At 71.4% G+C, this 15,534-nt stretch carries 16 protein-coding genes; 11 read left to right on the forward strand and 5 right to left on the reverse strand.

The features are described 5' to 3' along the window. Positions 1-9: 9 nt before the first annotated feature. Together AC2XR2_RS29455 and nudC are read left to right on the forward strand one after the other, a co-directional pair. Entirely contained in the window at positions 10-1,413 is a 1,404-nt protein-coding gene (locus AC2XR2_RS29455) for a dipeptidase (RefSeq protein WP_449349735.1), read from the forward strand. A 73-nt stretch (positions 1,414-1,486) separates the two neighbouring features. Then, positions 1,487-2,431, forward strand: a complete 945-nt coding sequence (gene nudC, locus AC2XR2_RS29460; RefSeq protein ID WP_381306691.1) for an NAD(+) diphosphatase — start codon at positions 1,487-1,489, stop codon at positions 2,429-2,431. 90 nt (positions 2,432-2,521) lie between these two features. Here nudC and AC2XR2_RS29465 read toward each other — a convergent pair whose 3' ends face one another. Next, positions 2,522-2,764 carry a mycoredoxin gene (locus AC2XR2_RS29465; protein WP_123762935.1) on the reverse strand — a complete coding sequence of 81 codons (243 nt, stop codon included), beginning with the start codon at positions 2,762-2,764 and terminating at the stop codon, positions 2,522-2,524. A gap of 183 nt (positions 2,765-2,947) precedes the next feature. On the opposite strand from AC2XR2_RS29465, the gene AC2XR2_RS29470 reads away from it, so the two are divergent. The 5 genes from AC2XR2_RS29470 (at position 2,948) to AC2XR2_RS29490 (ending at position 6,803) form a co-directional block, all read left to right on the forward strand. Then, on the forward strand, positions 2,948-5,143 hold the full coding sequence (locus AC2XR2_RS29470; protein ID WP_491516728.1) for an ATP-dependent DNA helicase UvrD2: 2,196 nt from the start codon (positions 2,948-2,950) through the stop codon (positions 5,141-5,143). Between the two features lie 169 nt (positions 5,144-5,312). Then, positions 5,313-5,636, forward strand: a complete 324-nt coding sequence (locus AC2XR2_RS29475; protein WP_491516729.1) for a hypothetical protein — start codon at positions 5,313-5,315, stop codon at positions 5,634-5,636. Positions 5,637-5,811: 175 nt separating this feature from the next. Continuing rightward, complete coding sequence (locus tag AC2XR2_RS29480; RefSeq protein ID WP_020119791.1) at positions 5,812-6,180, forward strand: WhiB family transcriptional regulator; 369 nt, start codon at positions 5,812-5,814, stop codon at positions 6,178-6,180. Beyond that, positions 6,177-6,503 (forward strand): putative WhiB-interacting protein, encoded by a 327-nt coding sequence (locus tag AC2XR2_RS29485; RefSeq protein ID WP_381306683.1) that lies wholly within the window; start codon positions 6,177-6,179, stop codon positions 6,501-6,503. The genes AC2XR2_RS29480 and AC2XR2_RS29485 overlap by 4 nt, the downstream gene beginning before the upstream one ends. A 102-nt stretch (positions 6,504-6,605) precedes the next feature. Beyond that, a complete protein-coding gene (locus AC2XR2_RS29490) occupies positions 6,606-6,803 on the forward strand; it encodes a hypothetical protein (protein ID WP_491516730.1) in 198 nt (65 codons plus the stop codon). Positions 6,804-6,816: 13 nt separating this feature from the next. Here the strand turns inward: AC2XR2_RS29490 and AC2XR2_RS29495 are convergent, their stop codons facing one another. Together AC2XR2_RS29495 and AC2XR2_RS29500 are read right to left on the reverse strand one after the other, a co-directional pair. Further along, positions 6,817-8,187 carry an ABC1 kinase family protein gene (locus AC2XR2_RS29495; RefSeq protein ID WP_491516731.1) on the reverse strand — a complete coding sequence of 457 codons (1,371 nt, stop codon included), beginning with the start codon at positions 8,185-8,187 and terminating at the stop codon, positions 6,817-6,819. Beyond that, positions 8,180-9,397: a TOMM precursor leader peptide-binding protein gene (locus AC2XR2_RS29500; RefSeq protein ID WP_381300446.1), complete on the reverse strand. Its 1,218-nt coding sequence runs from the start codon at positions 9,395-9,397 to the stop codon at positions 8,180-8,182. The genes AC2XR2_RS29495 and AC2XR2_RS29500 overlap by 8 nt, the downstream gene beginning before the upstream one ends. 260 nt (positions 9,398-9,657) lie before the next feature. On the opposite strand from AC2XR2_RS29500, the gene AC2XR2_RS29505 reads away from it, so the two are divergent. The 4 genes from AC2XR2_RS29505 to AC2XR2_RS29520 all read left to right on the forward strand — a co-directional run bounded on the left by AC2XR2_RS29505 (position 9,658) and on the right by AC2XR2_RS29520 (position 13,411). Further along, positions 9,658-10,254 (forward strand): M48 metallopeptidase family protein, encoded by a 597-nt coding sequence (locus tag AC2XR2_RS29505; RefSeq protein WP_449349730.1) that lies wholly within the window; start codon positions 9,658-9,660, stop codon positions 10,252-10,254. A gap of 115 nt (positions 10,255-10,369) precedes the next feature. Continuing rightward, positions 10,370-11,974, forward strand: coding sequence for a TerD family protein (locus AC2XR2_RS29510; RefSeq protein WP_491516732.1), 1,605 nt, complete (start codon positions 10,370-10,372; stop codon positions 11,972-11,974). 4 nt (positions 11,975-11,978) lie between these two features. After that, a complete protein-coding gene (locus AC2XR2_RS29515; RefSeq protein WP_330264562.1) occupies positions 11,979-12,656 on the forward strand; it encodes an AIM24 family protein in 678 nt (225 codons plus the stop codon). Between the two features lie 17 nt (positions 12,657-12,673). Continuing rightward, positions 12,674-13,411, forward strand: coding sequence for an AIM24 family protein (locus AC2XR2_RS29520; protein ID WP_330264561.1), 738 nt, complete (start codon positions 12,674-12,676; stop codon positions 13,409-13,411). Between the two features lie 82 nt (positions 13,412-13,493). Here the strand turns inward: AC2XR2_RS29520 and AC2XR2_RS29525 are convergent, their stop codons facing one another. Together AC2XR2_RS29525 and AC2XR2_RS29530 are read right to left on the reverse strand one after the other, a co-directional pair. Beyond that, on the reverse strand, positions 13,494-14,015 hold the full coding sequence (locus tag AC2XR2_RS29525; protein WP_491516733.1) for an NUDIX hydrolase: 522 nt from the start codon (positions 14,013-14,015) through the stop codon (positions 13,494-13,496). Continuing rightward, positions 14,012-15,427, reverse strand: a complete 1,416-nt coding sequence (locus tag AC2XR2_RS29530; protein ID WP_330264559.1) for a zinc-dependent metalloprotease — start codon at positions 15,425-15,427, stop codon at positions 14,012-14,014. Before AC2XR2_RS29530 ends, AC2XR2_RS29525 begins: the two co-directional genes overlap by 4 nt. Positions 15,428-15,534 lie beyond the last annotated feature (107 nt).

A 15,534-nucleotide genomic window follows, 5' to 3' on the forward strand; every position in this document is an offset into this window, starting at 1 on the left:
CTCATGACCATGAGCCAGACCCCGGACAGCGCCGTCCGTACGTACATCGAGCAGCACCGCGCCGCCTTCCTCGACGACCTCGCCGAATGGCTGCGCATCCCGTCCGTCTCCGCCCAGCCCGACCACGGACCCGATGTACGCCGCAGCGCCGACTGGCTCGCCGCCAAGCTCAGGGAGACCGGTTTCCCCACGGCCGAGGTCTGGGAGACCCCGGGCGCGCCCGCCGTCTTCGCCGAGTGGCCCGCACAGGACCCCGCGGCGCCCACGGTCCTCGTCTACGGCCATCACGACGTCCAGCCCGCCGCCCGCGAGGACGGCTGGGACAGCGACCCCTTCGAGCCGGTCGTCCGGGACAACCGCCTCTACGCGCGCGGGGCCGCCGACGACAAGGGCCAGGTCTTCTTCCACACCCTCGGCGTCCGCGCCCACCTCGCGGCCACCGGCCGCACCGCCCCGGCCGTGCACCTGAAGCTGCTGATCGAGGGCGAGGAGGAGTCCGGCTCCCCGCACTTCCGCGCCCTCGTCGAGGAGCGTGAGGAGCGGCTCGCCGCCGACGCGGTGATCGTCTCCGACACCGGCATGTGGGACGAGAACACCCCCACGGTCTGCACGGGCATGCGCGGCCTCGCCGAGTGCGAGATCGTCCTGCACGGCCCCGACCAGGACATCCACTCCGGCTCCTTCGGCGGCGCCGTCCCCAACCCGGCCACCGCCGTCGCCCGCCTCGTCGCCGCCCTGCACGACGAGCACACGCGTGTGGCGATCCCCGGCTTCTACGACGGCATCGTCGAACTCACCGACCGTGAGCGGGAGCTCTTCGCCGAGCTGCCCTTCGACGAGGAGCGGTGGCTGCGCACCGCCAAGTCGTACGCCACCCTCGGAGAGGCCGGACACACCACCCTGGAGCGCGTCTGGGCCCGCCCCACCGCCGAGGTCAACGGCATCGGCGGCGGCTACCAGGGCCCCGGCAGCAAGACGATCGTCCCGTCCTCCGCGATGGTCAAGATCTCCTTCCGGCTGGTCGCCGGCCAGGACCCCGACCACATCGAGAAGGCCGTCCGCGACTGGGCCACGGCACAGGTGCCCGCCGGGATCCGCCCGGAGATCACCTTCGGCGCCGGCACGCGCCCGTGTCTGACCCCGCTGGACCACCCGGCCCTCCAGTCCGTCGTACGGGCCATGGCCCGCGCCTTCGACCAGCCGGTCCGCTTCACCCGTGAGGGCGGCTCGGGCCCCGCCGCCGACCTCCAGGAAGTCCTCGGCGCACCCGTGCTGTTCCTCGGCATCTCCGTCCCCTCCGACGGCTGGCACGCGCCGAACGAAAAGGTCGAGCTCGACCTGCTCCTCAAGGGCGTCGAGACCTCCGCGTACCTGTGGGGTGACCTCGCCGAGAACTTCAGCCATGCGCCCTGAGCGTCCCGCGTCGTACGTCCCGCCGAACCGCCCGCCGAAACAATCCGCTGCACCGGGGGAGTTGGAAGCACCCGTGACCACCTGGACCGACCACACCGCCGACCGTCCCGTCTCGCTCACCGCCCCCAGTGGCATCGACCGCGCCGCGCACCACCGGCTCGACGAGGCCTGGCTCGCGGCGGCGTGGAGCCACCCCACGACCCGCTGCTTCGTGGTCTCCGGCGGTCAGGTCCTGATAGACGAGACGGCGGACGGCCGTACCGAACTCGTCATGACCCCGGCCTTCGAGGCCCCGCTCACCGAAGCGCACCGCTACTTCCTCGGCATCGACGAGGAGGGCGTGCGCTACTTCGCCCTCCAGAAGGACGCCCTGCCCGGTCGCATCGACCAGTCCGCGCGCCCTGCGGGACTGCGCGAGGCGGGTCTGCTGCTGTCCGCGCGTGAGGCGGGCCTGATGGTGCACGCGGTCGGGCTGGAGAACTGGCAGCGCACCCACCGCTTCTGCTCGCGCTGCGGCGAGCGCACGGTCATCGCAGCGGCCGGCCACATCCGCCGCTGCCCCGCCTGCGGCGCCGAGCACTACCCGCGCACCGACCCGGCCGTGATCATGGCCGTCACCGACGACCAGGACCGCATTCTGCTGGGCCGCCAGGTGCACTGGCCGGAGGGCCGCTTCTCGACGCTGGCCGGGTTCGTCGAGCCGGGCGAGTCCATCGAGCAGTCGGTGCGGCGCGAGGTCTTCGAGGAGGCCGGCATCACTGTCGGCCCGGTCGAGTACGTCGCCAGCCAGCCCTGGCCGTTCCCCTCCAGCCTCATGCTCGGCTTCATGGCCCGCGCCACCTCCACCGACATCAATGTCGACGGTGACGAGATCCACGAGGCCCGCTGGTTCTCCCGCGACGAACTCCAGACCGCCTTCGAGTCCGGCGAGGTCCTCCCGCCGTACGGCATCTCGATCGCGGCCCGACTGATCGAACTCTGGTACGGCAAGCCGCTGCCGACGAGGAGCTTCGTCTGAGGCAGCCGCGTCATCGGCGCGTGAACAACGGAAGGCGGCCCCTGAAGCGCCTCAGGGACCGCCTTCCGGACAGCACGTCCGCGGTGCGGACTACGCGCCGATCTTCTGCTTGACCTGTGCCAGCGACGGGTTCGTCAGGGTCGAACCGTCTCCGAACAGCACGGTCGGAACCGTCTGGTTGCCGCCGTTCGCCTTCTCCACGAACGCCGCGGACGCCGGGTCCTGCTCGATGTTGATCTCGGTGTACGCGATGCCCTCGCGGTCCAGCTGCTTCTTCAGCCGCTGGCAGTAACCGCACCAGGTGGTGCTGTACATCGTCACAGTGCCCTGCATGTCTCGCGCGCTCCTTCGGTGACTCGGGGAAGAGCTCGTCCTGTAGGGGAACGTAAGGGACCGGGGCGCAATTCCCGGCCCCGGATACCCGGCGAGGTGACGCCTGCCGCATTAGTACGACTGCGGCTGGTTGCCTGTGGACAACCGGCTCACCCGTCTCCGCCGACCTGGCAGCATGGCCGTGTGACAGCAGCAACGCATTCCACGCTCTTCCCGCGCACACCGGACTCGGCCGACGCCGTGCTCGAAGGGCTCGACCCCGAGCAGCGCGAGGTGGCCACCTCGCTGCACGGGCCGGTGTGCGTGCTGGCGGGCGCCGGCACCGGCAAGACGCGGGCCATCACCCATCGCATCGCCTACGGGGTGCGGGCCGGGATCCTCCAGCCCTCCAGCGTGTTGGCCGTCACCTTCACCAACCGGGCCGCCGGGGAGATGCGCGGCCGACTGCGCCAGCTCGGGGCGTCGGGCGTCCAGGCGCGCACGTTCCACTCGGCCGCCCTGCGCCAGCTCCAGTACTTCTGGCCGAAAGCCGTCGGCGGGTCCATGCCCCGGCTCGTCGACCGCAAGATCCAGCTCGTCGCCGACGCGGCCGCCGCCTGCCGCGTCCGCCTCGACCGGGGCGAACTGCGGGACGTCACCGGCGAGATCGAGTGGTCCAAGGTCACCCAGACCGTGCCCGCCGACTACGCCCTCGCAGCCGCGAAGGCCGGCCGCGAGACGCCCCGTGCCGCCGCCGAGATCGCCCAGCTCTACGCCGCCTACGAAGACCTCAAGCGCGAGCGGTCCGTCATCGACTTCGAGGACGTGCTGCTGCTGACCGTCGCCATCCTCCAGGACCGGCAGGACATCGCCGACCAGGTCCGTTCCCAGTACCAGCACTTCGTCGTCGACGAGTACCAGGACGTCAGCCCCCTCCAGCAGCGCCTGCTGGAACTGTGGCTCGGACGGCGGGACAGCCTGTGCGTGGTCGGCGACGCCAGCCAGACGATCTACTCCTTCACAGGAGCAACTCCCGACCATCTGCTCGACTTCCGCACCCGCCACCCCGGGGCCACCGTCGTCAAGCTGGTCCGCGACTACCGCTCCACGCCCCAGGTCGTCCACCTCGCCAACGGTCTGCTCGCCCAGGCCCGCGGCCGCGCCGCCGACCACCGGCTGGAACTGATCTCCCAGCGCCGGCCGGGCCCCGAGCCCGTCTACACCGAGTACACCGACGAGCCCGCCGAGGCCGAGGGTGCCGCCCGGCGCATCCGGGACCTCATGGACGCCGGCGTGCGGGCCAGCGAGATCGCGATCCTGTTCCGCACCAACTCCCAGTCCGAGACCTACGAACAGGCCCTGGCCGACGCCGGAGTGCCCTACCAGCTGCGCGGTGCCGAGCGGTTCTTCGACCGGCCCGAGGTCCGCAGGGCCATCGTCAACCTCCGGGGCTCGGCCCGCTTCGGCGGCAACGACTCCCGGCTGGACGACGCCGTCGACCTGCCCTCCCAGGTGCGAGCCGTGCTGTCGGGCGAGGGGTGGACCAGCGAACCGCCGGCCGGCTCCGGTGCCGTCAGAGAGCGCTGGGAGTCACTGGCCGCCCTGGTGAACCTCGCGCAGGACTTCGCCGCCGCCCGCCCCGGCGCCACCCTCAACGACCTCGTGGCCGAACTCGACGAGCGGGCCGGCGCCCAGCACGCCCCGACCGTCGAGGGCGTCACCCTGGCCTCCCTGCACTCCGCCAAGGGCCTGGAGTGGGACGCCGTGTTCCTGGTCGGGGTCGCCGAGGGCATGATGCCGATCACCTACGCCAAGACCGACGAGCAGATCGAGGAGGAGCGCCGGCTCCTCTATGTCGGCGTCACCCGCGCCCGTGAGCGCCTCCACGTCTCCTGGTCGCTCTCCCGGTCGCCCGGTGGCCGCCCCAACCGCCGTCCCAGCCGCTTTCTCGACGGACTGCGCCCCGGTTCCACCGCCACCGCGGGGCGCGCCGCCGCGGGCGGGCCCGGAGGTGTGGAGCGCGGCTTCACGACCCCCGCGGCCGCCGCCCCCAGACGCACCCGGCGCACCCCGGCGCGCTGTCGGGTCTGCGGGCGCACGCTCACCGACGCGGGCGAGATGAAGCTGATGCGTTGCGAGGACTGTCCCTCCGACATGGACGAGGGGCTCTACGAGCGGCTGCGTGAGTGGCGGGCCGTGCAGGCGGAGCGCAGCGGACAGCCCGCCTTCTGCGTCTTCACCGACAAGACGCTGATGGCGATCGCCGAGGCCGTCCCCGACGACGAGCAGGAACTGACCCGGATCCCGGGCGTCGGCCTGCGCAAGCTGAACCGTTACGGAGCCGATGTGCTGGCCATCTGCGCAGGCCAGGAGGTCGCGCAGGAAGAAGACGAGGACTGATCCGAACTCGTCGGAAAAATAGTTTGCGCATGCCCCGGGAATCCCCATAGGTTCTTAGCCACGGGGACGGAGGCCTTCTCGGAGGCCCCGATTCCGTGTTCTACTTGCATATCCGTCGGACAGTGGCTCGCGCCGCGGTCCCCTTAGACGCCGAGAGGAGGCGATTGAAGTGATCAGCATCAACAGCAGCAAGGCCGTCAACACCGCCAAAATGACCGATCGCTCGGTCGTCTCCATGTGCATGCTCGGCGTCTCGAACCTGGGCACCGGTCTGTCCGGCATTCCTGCCGCGCGTCCGGCGTCCGCCCTGTCTCTCGCGGTCCTTCCCGTCCGTGAGCGCAATGAGCGACCGACCAAGGCACTGGATGCAGTAGTGGCACAGGCCCATGCCTATGCCTTTGCGGCGGCCGGTGCCGGATTCCGGAAGCAGACGACGCAGCACCACCTGATGTGGGCCTTCCGTGGGCCAGAACCCTGGAGTGATCCAGCCTGATCATCGATCAGGCCGGCGCCTTCAGGGCCGCGGAACCCCATCCGGGATCCGCGGCCCTTCTGTTTTCCCCGAACGGGGAGAGCGGAGCGAAGGGGCCTCGGGACAAGAAAAGAACCCGGTACCAAGCCGACTACCGGTCCAACAGGGCCGGACCGACAGACGAGGAAGACGAACCGTGCAACTCGAAGCGCACGCCCCGTCCGTACCGCCTTCCGAAACGATCCCCCCGCCCGGCCTCACGGAGGACTCCACCTTGATCCCGCTCACGGCGCTCACCGCGCTCGACGACGCCATCGAGAACCTCGGCGTACCCGTCCCCTGCCGTTCCTACGACCCGGAGGTCTTCTTCGCCGAGTCGCCGGCCGACGTCGAGTACGCCAAGTCCCTCTGCCGCACCTGCCCGCTGATGGAGGCCTGCCTCGCCGGCGCCAAGGAGCGGCGTGAGCCCTGGGGCGTCTGGGGTGGCGAGCTGTTCGTCCAGGGTGTTGTCGTAGCCCGGAAGCGGCCGCGTGGTCGCCCGCGCAAGAACCCGGTCACGGCATGAACACCATCGCAGGAACGATCGACCGCCCCCTCACGAACGACCCCAAGAAGCAGGCCCCGATGAAGCCGTCCACCAGCGAGCCCGCAGGCTCCGCGATCCCAGACTTCACCACCACCGGCGCGATCGACTCGCGTCAGAACAGGACCCGAGAGATGCAACTCATCCCAGAAGCCCTGGCTCGTGCGCATATGCACGACCGGCTGCATGAGGCTGAGCAGGAACGCCGGGCGATCCGCCTGGCGAGTGCCCGCCGGATGCAGCGCCGGGCCGAGCGCGCCTCCCTGCGTGCTCGCCGTGCGCTCGCCATGGCCGTCATGCAGTAATCCGACCCGGTAGTACCCCCGCGGGGGCCGGTCCGTCCGAACGGACCGGCCCCCGCGGTGCGTTGTCCGCACCGAAGCCGCGACCCGGCTTATCGTCGAAGGGTGACGAGTGTTCCCGGGGACGGTGGCGACAGCGAGACGGAGCCCCTCGTGTGTGCCCGCTGCGGCACGCGGGCCGAGGGTCGCGTGCCCACCTGGACCTGCTCCGTGGAGAACGGCGTCCGCCAGTACTTCTGCGACACCTGCTCCCGGGAGAACCTCCGGTCCATCGAGGGGAGGCTCGACTCGGCCTGGTGGTAGGACGGGTCGGGCGTCACGCCTCCGCGGCCGACTCCTCCTCGCCGCTCTCGTCCTCCGGCAGGAACCCCGGGAGCCACTCCTCCAGTTCCTCGCGCAGGCGGACCGCGGCGCCCAGCTGGCACAGGACACCGATGGTGCTCAGGGTCACCCGGTGGATCAGCAGGTAGGCCGGGGGGAGGTTGAGCTGTTTGCCCAGCTGGTGGGCGGGGGAGCGCGGGTCGGCGATCCGGGCGGCCTGGCTGCGCATCCAGCCGCGGGTGAAGGTGAACTCCTCGACCACCGCCGGTTCGATGATCGGCAGGAGGTAGTCGAGGACGGCGTCCGGGTCCAGCTCTATCGAGTCCTTGACGAAGCCCTCGGTGCGCAGGAGTTCGTAGACCGCCTCGGCGTCGCCGTCCAGCGTCATGCGCAGGGACGTGCCGATGGTGTCCGGCAGACCGCCGGGGAGCCGGTCGACCGTGCCGAAGTCCAGGACGCCCAGGCGCCAGTCGTCCTCGCCGTCGGGGCCGCCGGGCAGGAGACGGAAGTTGCCGGGGTGCGGGTCGGCGTGCAGCAGACCGGTGCGGGCGGGGCCGGAGAAGAGGAAGCGGGCCAGGAGCTGGCCGGCGCGGTCGCGCTGCTCCTGGGTGCCGTCGGCGATCACCTCCGACAGCGGGACGCCGTCGATCCACTCCGTGATCAGGACCTGCTCGCTCTGGTGGACCACCGCCGGCACCACGACGTCCGGGTCGTCGGCGAACTCCTCGGCGTGGGTCTGCTGGGCCTGGGCCTCCAGACCGTAGTCGAGTTCCTCCGAGACCCGGTCGCGCAACTCGTTGATGAGGGGCTTGATGTCGATGCCGGGTACGAGGGGCCCCAGCAGGCGGGCGAAGCGGCCCAGTTGGTTCAGGTCGGACAGCAGGGCCTCACCGGCCCCCGGGTACTGGACCTTGACCGCCACCTCGCGCCCGTCGTGCCACACGGCCCGGTGCACCTGGCCGATCGACGCCGCCGCGGAGGGCCTGTCGTCGAACTCGGCGAACAGCTCCTGCCAGTCCTCGCCCAGCCGCTCCTCGAGCACCGTGTGCACGGTGCGGGTGGGCATCGGAGGTGCCGCCTCCTGGAGCTTGGTCAGGGCGGCGCGGTAGGGACCGGCGACCTCCTCGGGGAGCGCCGACTCGAAGACGGACAGGGCCTGGCCGAACTTCATGGCCCCGCCCTTGAGCTCCCCGAGCACCTTGAACAGCTGGTCGGCGGTGCGCTGTTGCAGTTCGCGGCCGACGATCTCCGCGGACTCGCCCACGATCCGCTTGCCGAGTCCCCAGGTGGCCCGTCCGGCGAAGCCGAGCGGGAGCGCGGCGAGTTTGGCGGTCCGGGTGACCGCCTTCCGGGGAAGATCAGACATGCGCCCTCCAGGTCCCAGCAGGCCGTGGTGCGGTTGCCTTGCGGCACGACGTTCCCGACGACCCTTGCACCGTCATTGTCTCGTGTGCAGCCTCCTCCTTGGAGGTGTGTTCTCCCTTACCTTTCTCCGCGGCCCCGCACGGGCATGCGGAATGCGGCCACACCGGTCGCGCGTGCCAGGTCAGACCGGGCAGCGACACCTCCCAGCGGGCACCCGCGCTCGACGGGACCCGGCCGTCCAGGAAGGCGAGGGCGTGTGCGGCCGCCAGTCCCGCGACGGTCGTGGCCAGCGCCAGGTCGCAGGGGCGGGCCTGCGTGGGCCTGCTGCCCGAGCGCCACTGGGTGACCAGCCGGGGCCAGGCCCGGTCCCGGTCGGTCCGCGTCTCGTGCAGACAGCCCGCGCAGCCCGTCTCGCCCGGAAGGACGAAGGGGCCGACCACTCCCGTCGCCTCGACCACTCCCGCGTACAGATGAGGTGTCCCGGACCGAACGAGGGGTTCGGCGCCGGCCGGGGCGGGCGCGTACACGTCGACATCGTCCCGCGGGGTGAGGATCACCAGGGAGAAGCCGGGGTCGTCCGCTCCCGTCGCGGTCCGGGAGACGCGGCGCGGCGGGCGGCCCGGAGCCGCCGCTGACACGGCCCGGCGTGCGGCCGTGTCCCTGCGGTCACCGACGGACGCGGCGGGCAGTCCGCCCGGGGCCACGTCCCCCGGTTCGACCCGGCCGTAGTCCCGCACGTCGACCTCCCCCACCCCGGCGCCCGAGAGCACCGCCGCCAGCGCCACGCCCACGCGGCCGGCTCCCCTGACCTGCACGCGCAGTGACCCGCGGGCGGCCAGCAGCCTGATCGCGTCGCCCGGTTCCGACGTGGTCAGGGAGAGGGACGCCAGGTCGGGCGCCAACCGGTCGAGGACCTCCTTCTTGCCGCGCAGCGCATCCGCGGCCGGCCCGCCGCCCTTCGCGTCCTCGACGAGCCCGGCCCGGGCGAGCCGGTCCACCAGCGAGTCGACATGGCCCTCCGGGAGATCCATCCGGCGTGCCTCCTCCCGCAGCAGCGCGAGGCCACGCGTGCCGTTGAGCAGGTCCAGGAAGCTGCCCGTCGCCGTGTCCATCGGGCCCAGCGTCATCGCGTGCGCCGGGGTCATCCCGAACTGCACGGTGTTGAGATCGCGCCAGCCGCGCCGCAGCGCGGGCTTCATCCGCGGAACCATGGTGTGTGCCGGCGGAACCACTGCTTCCATGACAGGCCCCCGTAACCCTCGTAGATCATCCCCGTGCACCGCCGGAGCCGGGCGATGGTCGGTCGCGGTCCCGGCGGCGGTGCCAGCATGCCCCGACCCGGCCCACACGTGCCGAAAGTTGTCCACAGGTGAGGGCTGTTCGTCGTACAAATCAGACGCATGGTGGGCGATCGGAACCGAACCGTCCCGGAGTCGGGACTTCCCCCGTGTGCAGCGGGTAACGTCGGGGCGTGCCCGCCGACCCACTGCACAGCGCCGGAACGCCACAGCGCAGCACGACGAGCCAGCCGCCGAGCGGCTCGGGGGCGAGCGCGATCGAGGTGCGCAGGAGCAGCCGTCGACGCCGGACGGTCTCCGCGTACCGCGAGGGCGATCGCACCGTCGTGCTCATCCCTGCCCGGATGTCCGAGGCCGAGGAGCAGCGCTGGGTCAGCGTCATGCTCGACAAGCTGGCCGCGCAGGAGAGCAAACGGGTGCTGGGCGACGCCGAGCTCTCCGAGCGGGCCCGGCGGCTGTCGGCGCAGTACTTCGACGGCCGGGCACGGCCCGCCTCGGTGCGCTGGGTCACCAACCAGAACACACGCTGGGGCTCGTGCACCCCGTCCGAGGGCAGCATCCGGCTGTCGCACCGGCTCCAGGGAATGCCGGAGTACGTCGTCGACTACGTGCTGCTCCACGAGCTCGCGCATCTGCTGGTGCCCGGTCACGGTCCCCGGTTCTGGCGGCTGCTGGAGGCGTATCCGCGCACCGAGCGGGCCAAGGGCTACCTGGAAGGCGTGGTCGCCGCGGACCGGTTGCCGCATCTGCCGTCCACGCGCGGAGAGTGACCACCGACCCGAACGGGTTTTTGTACCGGATCTGTACCGACCTGCGCCGGTGTCGGACTTTGCAGTTAGCCTGTCGCGACGCACTCGCATTCGGGATGGGGGACGGTCGTTACGCATGGCCAGGGAATTCCAACGCGGCCACAAGGCCAAGATCAGTGACCTGACCGCGGGCACGGACCTGTACGTGGGCGTACAGATCTCCGGCCCCGGACTGACCTTCGACATCAGCTGCTTCGGCCTCGACGCCGAGGAACGGCTCTCCGACGACCGGTACTTCATCTTCTTCAACCAGCCGAAGTCCCCCGAGGACTCCATCCAGCTTCTGGGTGCGCAGTCCGGCGACACGGAGTCGTTCCGGGTCACGCTCGATCAGATTCCGTCACAGATTCAAAAGTTGTCGTTCACGGCGACGATCGACGGCGACGGCCAGATGTCGCAGATCGCCCCCGGCTACCTGCGGATCGTCGCGGGCGGCGAGGAAGTGGCCCGGTACTCGTTCGACGGCAGCGAGTTCTCCACCGAGCGTGCCGTGATGGTGGGCGACCTGTACCTGAAGGACGTCTGGCGGTTCGCCGCGGTCGGCCAGGGCTTCGACGGCGGGCTGGAGGCGCTGCTGAGGAACTTCGGCGGCGAGGTCGCCGAGGAGGAGTCCGCACCCGAGGCCGCGCCCCAGGCCGGCGTCCCCGCCCAGTCCCAGGCGCCGGCCTTCGCCCCGCCCCCGCAGGCCGCCCCGGCGCCCTCGTTCGGCGCGCCCCCGGCGCCCGCCCCGGCCCCGACCACTCCTGCCGCGCCGTCGCCCGCGCCCGCCGCGCCGACGAGCCCGCAGACGTTCACCCCTCCCGGGCAGACGTTCACCCCGCCCGGAGCACCTCCGGCGGGCCAGTACGCGCCGCCCGGAGCACCCCCAGCGAACCAGTACGCGCCCCCCGGCGCACCCGCCGGCCAGTTCACGCCTCCGGGTGCCATCGCCGGTCAGTTCGCGCCCCCCGGAGCGCCCGGCGCGTTCCCAGGTCAGGCGCAGCCCTTCGGCGGCGGCACCCAGCTCGCCCCCGTGCCGCCGGAGGCGAATGTCCGGGTCGTCCTGACGAAGTACGCGGAAGCGCCCGTCGGCGACCGCTGGACCGAGCAGAACGCCAACCTGGTGCGGGCCACCCTCACCAAGGACGCGCCCATCCTCGCCAAGCAGGGCAGCATGGTCGCCTACCAGGGCGACATCGACTTCGCCCACAAGGGCTCGGGACTGCTCGGCAAGCTCACCGGCGCGCTCACCGGCCAGGGCATGTCCCTGATGCGCTGCACCGGCAACGGCGAGGTGTTCCTCGCCGACGAGGCCAGCCGGGTCTTCGTGATCCGCCTCCAGGGCGAGCAGCTCTACACCAGCGCCCAGGGCGTACTGGCCTTCGACGAGACCCTGGAGACCGAGGTCCGCCGCATCGAGGGCGCGGGACTGCCCGGCGGGGGCTTCTTCAGCATGCTCTTCTCCGGCACCGGCGCGGTCGCCGTCAAGACCCGCGGTGTGCCCGTCGTCCTCCCGGTCGGCGCGGCCACCTACGTCGACGGCAACGCCGTCATCGCCTGGTCCGCCGGTGCCCAGGCGGTCACCACGACCTCGCTCAGGCTGCGCCGCTCCGGGTACGCCCGGCAGACCACCGAGGCCGTGAACCTCCAGTTCCGCGGCGCCCCCGGCAACTTCGTCGTCGTACAGCCCTTCGAGGTGTGAGGCCATGGACTCCCAGACTCTGAGTGCGCACCGCGCCGCCGCGACCGGCGTCCGTATGAGTGTGCACAGCTCCAAGACGCTCAAGGTCACCATGGTCACCGGGCAGGACCTGATCGCCAAGGCCGGCTCGATGATCGCCTACGACGGCTATGTGCAGTTCGACGGGGCGCCCGCGAGCCTGCGCCGCTCGGCGGAGGAGATGGTCACCGGCGAGGGCGGCCGGCTGATGCTGGCCCGCGGTGACGGCGACCTGTACCTCGCCGACTACGGCGGCGACATCCTCGTCCTGCACCTCAACGGCGAGGCCCTCTCGGTCAACGGCGCCACCCTGCTGGCCTGCGACGCCTCGCTGGAACTGGCCATCGAGCCGGTCAAGGGGCTCGCCAAGCTGTCCGGTTCCGGCCTGACCAACCTGGTCGTCAAGGGCACCGGCTGGGTCGCCCTGGTCAGCCGGGGCATCCCGATGGCCCTGGACTGCGCCGAGCGCGAGACCTACGTCGACCCGGACGCGCTCGTCGCCTGGACGACCGGCATGGAGATGAAGGCCCGCCGCACCATCAAGGCGAGCGCCCTCATCGGCCGCGGCAGCGGCGAGGCTTTCCAGATCGGCTTCAAGGGACAGGGCTTCGTCGTCGTCCAGCCGAGCGAGGACACCGGCGACCGATTCAAGATCCGGGGCTGAGGGGAGCACCAGGCACCATGCACAGCACACTCTTCGCACACGTCCCGGTCGAGTCGACCGGGCGCTACACCCTGCAGAACCCGCAGCTTCTGAAGACCGAGGTCACCCAGGGCGGCAGTCCGATCCTGGCCCGGCAGGGCGCCATGGTGGCCTTCGAGGGACAGGTCGAGTTCGACAGCCAGTACCGCAACCGCAGCTGGCGCAACGTCGAGCGGATGACCGGCGAGGGCCTCGACCTCATGCGCTGCAAGGGCACCGGCACCGTCTACCTGGCCAACGTCGCCCAGCACTTGCACATCATGGAGGTCGGCCGCGGCATCACCGTCGACAGCTCCTACATCCTCGCCTTCGACGGCTCCCTCGGCGTCGGCATCGTCGCCGTGGACAGCGCCGTCGAGGTGGCCTCCGCGGGCGCCTACAACCTGGAGCTGTCCGGCTCCGGGCAGGTCGTCCTGATGACCTCGGGCGAGCCGCTCGTCCTCGAGGTGGGACCCGACAAGAACGTCTGTGTCGACTCCGACGCCGTCATCGCCTGGTCCACGTCCCTGCGCACCCAGCTCCAGGCGCCCACCTCCACCTCCGGAGTGTGGCGTCGCCGGGGCACCACCGGTGAGGGCTGGGAGATGCACTTCGGCGGCACCGGCCACGTCCTGGTCCAGCCCAGCGAGCTCCTGCCACCGCAGGGCATGCGCAACGGCGGCATGCTCGGCCAGTTCGGCATGCGCGGCAACTCCCTCGGGGGCAGCAACAGCTAGACCCCTCGAAGGTCACGTGTAGGGGGCGCCCGCCATTGCCGGGCGCCCCCTACATATGCGCTCACCGTCCCGCGTACCGCGCTCACAGCCGCGCGCGCGTCGCTTCCAGCAGTCGTACGACCGAATCGTCGGCGACCTCCGCCACCTCGTCGTAGGCGAACCAGCGCACGTCGAGGGACTCGTCGCTGATCGTCTCCACGGCCCCGGACGGCGCGAGGGCCGCGTACTGGACGTCCAGGTGCCAGTTGCAGGGTGCCGGGATGGGGTGCCGGTCCAGGCGGACCGGGCCGCCGGCCAGCAGGGCCAGACCGGCGACGCCGGACTCCTCCGTCGCCTCGCGCACGGCCGCCGCCTCCAGGGAGACGTCCTGCGGCTCGCAGTGGCCGCCCATCTGGAGCCACATCCGCAACTTCTTGTGGAGGGTGAGCAGGACCTGGCCCCGTGACGGGTCGATCACCAGGGCGCTCGCCGTGAGGTGCCCCGCCTCGCAGGACTTCCACATGCCGTCCGGATGCGCCGCGAGGTGGTCCAGGTAGGCCTGGCGAAGATCTGCCTGGTCCTCGTATCCCTTGAGGACCAGGGCAGCGTCGTCATGGAGGCTCACTCGGAGTCGTCGTCCTTCTTCTTGAGGTCGGGCTTCTCCGCCGCCTCGCCGAGCATCTTGTCCAGCTCGGAGAAGTCCAGCTGCTCGCGGTGCACGAAGCCGTCCGGGTCGTCGAGGTCGGACGCGGTCGGCAGCATGTCCGGGTGGGCCCACAGGCCGTCCCGGCCGTCGACACCGCGCGCGTCGGTGAGCGAGGCCCACAGACGGGAGGCGTCCCGCAGGCGGCGCGGGCGGAGCTCCAGGCCGATCAGGGTGGCGAAGGTCTGCTCGGCCGGACCGCCCGAGGCGCGGCGGCGGCGCAGGGTCTCGCGCAGCGCGTCGGCGGACGACAGACGCGGCTTCGCGGCCGCGTGGACCACCGCGTCCACCCAGCCCTCCACGAGCGCCAGGGCCGTCTCCAGACGGGCCAGGGCCGCCTTCTGCTCCGGGGTGTCCTCCGGCTGGAACATGCCCTGCTGAAGGGCGTCCTGGAGCTGCTCGGGGTTCTGCGGGTCGAACTGGCCGACCACGTCCTCCAGCTTGGCGGTGTCGACCTTGATCCCGCGCGCGTAGCCGTCGACCGCGCCGTACAGATGCGAGCGCAGCCACGGCACGTGCGCGAAGAGGCGCTGGTGGGCGGCCTCGCGCAGGGCGAGATACAGCCGCACCTCGTCCTTGGGAACGCCGAGGTCCTTGCCGAAGGCCTCGATGTTCACCGGCAGCAGCGCGGCCTTGCCAGCCGGGCCGAGCGGCAGGCCGATGTCGGTGGAGCCGACGACCTCGCCCGCGAGCACGCCCACGGCCTGCCCGATCTGGGTGCCGAACATGGCGCCGCCCATCGAACGCATCATGCCGATCAGCGGGCCCGCCATGGCCTGCATCTCCTCCGGCAGGACATCGCCCATCGCGGTGCCGACCCGCTCGGCGACCGGGTCCACGAGCTCCTTCCACGCGGGCAGGGTCGCCTCGACCCACTCCGCGCGGGACCACGCCACGGCGGTTCCCGCACCGGACGGCAGGGACGTCGCGTCGTCGAGCCACAGGTCCGCCAGGCGGACGGCCTCCTGGATCGCAGTGCGCTCGGCGGGGCCGACGCTCGCGTCCTTGGTGCCGTCGGAGGTGCCCTGGGAGACCGTCTGGCGGGCGATCTGCTTGGCCATGTCCCAGTTCACCGGGCCGCCCTCGTACGAGAGCATCTGGCCCAGCTGCTGGAAGGCGGCGCCCAGGTCGGTGGGGTTCAGCGACCCGAACATGGCAGCGAGCGGATTGTCCGCGCCGGGGCCGCCAAAGCCTCCGGCGCCGGGCAGGCCGCCGAAACCGAACGGGTTGTTCGGTCCCTGACCACCGCCGCTCTGCTGGTCCTTCTTCTTGCCCTCGTCGCCGTCGTCCGGCTCCTCCGGCGGAAGGCCGAATCCGAATGGGGTGTCACTCACGGGATTCCTCGGCTGGTAAGGCCACCGGTTGCCCCGGTGGCGCGGCTGCCCGATAACACCCCCCAGCGTAGACACCAAGGGCCGTGAGGGCCTCGGTGCTCCGCCGA

The organism is Streptomyces sp. LS-MS-L19, from assembly GCF_058382285.1.

Bases quoted from the DNA above. Each gene is read 5' to 3' on its own strand.
- AC2XR2_RS29455 (WP_449349735.1), top strand. From the start codon at position 10: ATGAGCCAGACCCCGGACAGCGCCGTCCGTACGTACATCGAGCAGCAC.
- AC2XR2_RS29465 (WP_123762935.1), bottom strand. From the start codon at position 2,764: ATGCAGGGCACTGTGACGATGTACAGCACCACCTGGTGCGGTTACTGC.
- AC2XR2_RS29485 (WP_381306683.1), top strand. From the start codon at position 6,177: ATGAACACCATCGCAGGAACGATCGACCGCCCCCTCACGAACGACCCC.
- AC2XR2_RS29495 (WP_491516731.1), bottom strand. From the start codon at position 8,187: ATGTCTGATCTTCCCCGGAAGGCGGTCACCCGGACCGCCAAACTCGCC.
- AC2XR2_RS29500 (WP_381300446.1), bottom strand. From the start codon at position 9,397: ATGGTTCCGCGGATGAAGCCCGCGCTGCGGCGCGGCTGGCGCGATCTC.
- AC2XR2_RS29510 (WP_491516732.1), top strand. From the start codon at position 10,370: ATGGCCAGGGAATTCCAACGCGGCCACAAGGCCAAGATCAGTGACCTG.
- AC2XR2_RS29515 (WP_330264562.1), top strand. From the start codon at position 11,979: ATGGACTCCCAGACTCTGAGTGCGCACCGCGCCGCCGCGACCGGCGTC.
- AC2XR2_RS29520 (WP_330264561.1), top strand. From the start codon at position 12,674: ATGCACAGCACACTCTTCGCACACGTCCCGGTCGAGTCGACCGGGCGC.